6 protein-coding genes are annotated in these 3,544 nt (G+C 62.6%); all 6 read right to left on the bottom strand.

What is annotated here, in order from left to right; translation table 11 throughout:
* The coding region (locus CJF39_RS22375; protein WP_170942724.1) for a relaxase/mobilization nuclease domain-containing protein at nucleotides 1–616 on the bottom strand (616 nt) is incomplete at its 3' end.
* A complete protein-coding gene (locus CJF39_RS22370) occupies nucleotides 613–951 on the bottom strand; it encodes a MobC family plasmid mobilization relaxosome protein (RefSeq protein ID WP_094995342.1) in 339 nt (112 codons plus the stop codon). The genes CJF39_RS22370 and CJF39_RS22375, both read right to left, overlap by 4 nt.
* A gap of 376 nt (nucleotides 952–1,327) precedes the next feature.
* Nucleotides 1,328–1,561, bottom strand: coding sequence for a hypothetical protein (locus tag CJF39_RS22365; protein WP_094995341.1), 234 nt, complete (start codon nucleotides 1,559–1,561; stop codon nucleotides 1,328–1,330).
* Nucleotides 1,558–2,478 carry a replication initiation protein gene (locus tag CJF39_RS22360; protein ID WP_249275422.1) on the bottom strand — a complete coding sequence of 307 codons (921 nt, stop codon included), beginning with the start codon at nucleotides 2,476–2,478 and terminating at the stop codon, nucleotides 1,558–1,560. Before CJF39_RS22360 ends, CJF39_RS22365 begins: the two co-directional genes overlap by 4 nt.
* 146 nt (nucleotides 2,479–2,624) lie before the next feature.
* Nucleotides 2,625–2,903, bottom strand: coding sequence for an MbeD/MobD family mobilization/exclusion protein (locus tag CJF39_RS22355; RefSeq protein ID WP_094995339.1), 279 nt, complete (start codon nucleotides 2,901–2,903; stop codon nucleotides 2,625–2,627).
* A 3-nt stretch (nucleotides 2,904–2,906) separates the two neighbouring features.
* Nucleotides 2,907–3,395, bottom strand: coding sequence for an MbeB family mobilization protein (locus tag CJF39_RS22350; RefSeq protein ID WP_094995338.1), 489 nt, complete (start codon nucleotides 3,393–3,395; stop codon nucleotides 2,907–2,909).
* Nucleotides 3,396–3,544: the final 149 nt, after the last annotated feature.

Genomic DNA, 3,544 nt, shown 5'->3' with positions numbered 1-3,544 from the left:
GGGCCACCTGGAAGCCTGCTCCTGTCAACTTTTCGAGCACGTCAGCACGGCTGCGCACCTCGCCCTGGGCGGCGAGGGCCAGCAGCCCGTCCGTGATCTGCTGCGCGACCTGCTGACGCTCTGGCGGCAGGTCGCGGGGCGTTATAAGGGCCCGCCTGCGAGCTGGGTCTTTCGGGTCGGAAAGACCCAGCTCGGCGCGCTGAACCGTCGCCCAGGCATCGACCCGGCGCTGATCGGCAACGTGGTAGTAGGGCTGCAAGCGCTTGCCCTCGGTCAGCTCCAGGTTGGGGATGACGAAGTTAAGCTCTAATCGTCCCTTGTCTTGGTGCTCAACCCATAGGCAGCTGTACTGTCGGGCCTCTAGGCCGGGCAGTAGCGCTTGCTCGAAGCTGTCCATCAGGGCTCGCTTCTGCTCTGGCGGTAGATCCGCTTCGGCAAAGCTCAGCACGCCGCTGGTGTACTTCTTGGCGTACCGGCTGGAGTCGATCAGCGCGGCCACCTGCTCGGGATCGCCACGCAGTAGCGTTGCCCCCTCCCGCTGACCGTCCCGGCCCAGCAGGTACTGCGTCGGCCCCTTGCCACCACCAGTGCCCCTGGCGTGGAACTTCACGATCACTTGTACAGCGCTCGCAGTTCGGCCAACTCACGCTCAACCCCGGCCAGGGCGCCTATGACCTGGACTCGATCAACAGCGCCCCACTCGGCGGTGTTCACCTTGCGGGCGATCTGGTTGAGGTTGTTCCCGATGCTCGCCAACTGGCGCAGCAACTCGGGATCAGCCGCCGGAGCCACGCCGCGCAGGTCACGGACTAGATCGGTCTGACCGGGGTTTAGGCAGCTCTCCCGCATCCAGCGGGCCAGCTCCGTCCTGGTGCTGTGCATCTGGAGGGTGGCCAACTCTTCGGGGGACACCCGCACCTTGATGATCTTCTCGCGCTTTGGCTCGGTCATGGCTCTGGCTCTTGGTCGAGGCCCGCGACGTTGCGGACTTTAGTCCGCGGCGGCGGGGGCCGGCTGGGGGGTTTCGGGGGGCGGCACGCCCCCTGAACCAGGTCACAGAGGAACCGACCAAGCGAAGCGCCGGGAGGGCCCTCTGTGTATCCTGGCTTAGAATCAAAAGCCGTGCAAGTGTCAGAAGGTAACAGAGACTCTAGATCAGGGGTTGGTTGAGTTGGAGGCTAACGCGCTTTGCTTGTTGGGCGTTCACCATCACAGCGCCCTTCGGTCACTGCACTGGCGACCACCTGGACTTGTGAAGAGCGGGGGGATTTACATCTGGAGGGGCACAGCTGGAGCCCCCGTAAACGGGGCTATTATCTGATAAGGCTTATCCAGTCTCACGCGCAGCGAAGGATTTGCGCCAATAGGCGTCCAGCCAGTCCAGTAACTCGTCTGATATTTCCTGCACCTCGCCGCAATACTGCGCGGATGCGGCCTTCTTGGTCTCTCTGCTGGCCTCGCGCCCGTACCGCTCCTTGAACATCAGATAGGGCCATTTGTTCGCGTAGCGGCGCTGCGCTCCTAGCTCTAGGCACTGGCTTAGGAAATCGACTTCCGTCATGGCGTCCCCGTAGTCTTCTTGCGGTAGTAGGTCGCCCGAGAGATGCCGAGAGCGCGCCAGGGCTCTAGCGTTTGCTCCGAATCGGGTACGGGGTTGCGCTTTGATACGCGCCCGCCTTTGCGTCCCTGCGCTGCCTGCCATGCGCTGAACCCCTCTGGCGTGAAGCGGGTGTGGGTGTATCGGGCCACTGACTTGGCTATGTGTTTCACCTCCTGATGATCCAGGGGGCAAGGAAACCCAGCGTTGTACATGAGAGCCCTCTGTAGGCAAGCCACCAACCATTGCTCATAGCCCGGCCAGCCCTGCCGTATGGCCCTGTACGCCCACAGGCTGAGCTGATCGAACAGATTGCAGTTGCGACCCAGCCCGTAGGCAGGCAGGCGCTTGCGCCTGTCTTTCGCGCTGCTCAGATCGAGCCAGCTGTCCAAATCGTTCAGCGTGTACAGGCGCGGCTCCCAAGCTTTCACGATCCAGTGGGGGTGCAAGGGGTTCTTGCAGATCAGACCGCTGTACTGCGGATCAGCACCAAGGGCCTGCTGTAGCGTGGAATCTATGGCTCCCGCGTACCTGATTGGGTCAGATTTCGCGTCAGGCGCAGTTCTGACGGGGGTTTCTAGGCCGTAGATCAGGTGGGCGTGTCCATTGGCGGGATTCATGGCCGTGATCGAGGGCGGCGGGCAGTTGCGGTCGCTCCAGTCCATCGCAGCGCCTGGGCGGTCGATGTCGTAGACCAGCCAATATTTATGCGTGGGGCCATTGGGCTGGATGTACCGCGCCAGGGCGGCACGCTCGGCGCTGCGCACCAAGAGCCCGGTGCTCAGATCGTCAGTGTGATACGGCTTGGCAGGCAGGCGCTCCCGGAACAAGTCGAGTTGTCCTGGTTGATCTGCGGTGGTGGCGTGATATGCTTTCGACACGTTCAAGGGCACTCCAATGCTCTTGCGGGGCCCCCGTCGCTCTCTCATCCGCCAAGATTGCAGAGCACGGGGGTTTTGTTTTTTCTGGGGTCCAGCCTAACCCAAGGTGGGCCCGCTGCGCGACTTATGCCGCTGGCGCTCCTGGATCACTTCCTGAGCGCGCGGCTCAAACCCTCTACGCGCTGCGCCAAGTCGTTCACCTGCCCGCTCAAGCTCTGCACCTGCTGCAACAGGGCCATGTTCTCTGTCTGGCTGCGCTCGTACTGCCCCTGCAAGATCGCGGCAGCTTCGGCCCACAGCTTCGAGCCCTTCGCGTGCTCGATCCGCATACTTTGCAAGGTCTCGGCGAAACTGCTCAGCTGCTGCTCGTGCTCGCTCTGTAAACTCTGCAAGGCGTCTAGCAAGGCCTTCTCGATCTCCGTCATAACCTACTTCTCCAACTTCACGGCCTCTCGGCCTAGGTCCTTGAAATTCCATCCGCTGGACGCCTTCTTCCCTTTGGGCAGGAGGAGGTACTCGTCTTTTCCGTCGAAGACGAACTCCATCCCCAACGCCTGGGCGCGGGCCATCGTGGCCTTCTGCTGCTCGATGAGCTGGAAATTCTCCGCCACGGTCTGCCCTGTCCACCACAGGGCCCCGCTCGCGGCCAGGATGACCGCCAGCAGGCTCCCTGCGAGCCATTTCCAGCCCGATAGGACTAGCGCCCTGGTGTTGGCCTCGGTCGCGCTCAAAAGCTCGCTGAGGATCTTCTCGCGGGCCTGGATGGCGCCGCTCAAGCTCTGTTCGCTTGATCTCAATGCCGCGAGCAAGGTCTGTTCGTGCTGTTTGTAGGCGTTCGTCACGCCCGTCTCGATATCGCTGGCTTGCTGCTTCGATTTCTCCTCGAAGCTCCGGGCCAAGTCTGAAATCCCGCTCATAGAGGGCCCCCTTGAGGCGTATGTTCTTGCCGCCGTCCGGGTCGGCGATGCTGATAGACGACTTGGTTTCGCGGGCCACCTGGAAGCCTGCTCCTGTCAACTTTTCGAGCACGTCAGCACGGCTGCGCACCTCGCCCTGGGCGGCGAGG

This window comes from Pseudomonas lundensis, from assembly GCF_002269125.1.
Taxonomy (GTDB): Bacteria; Pseudomonadota; Gammaproteobacteria; order Pseudomonadales; family Pseudomonadaceae; genus Aquipseudomonas; species Aquipseudomonas lundensis_A.
The sequence above is the reverse complement of the archived record's forward strand: the minus strand, read 5'-3'. Positions and strand labels throughout refer to the sequence as shown.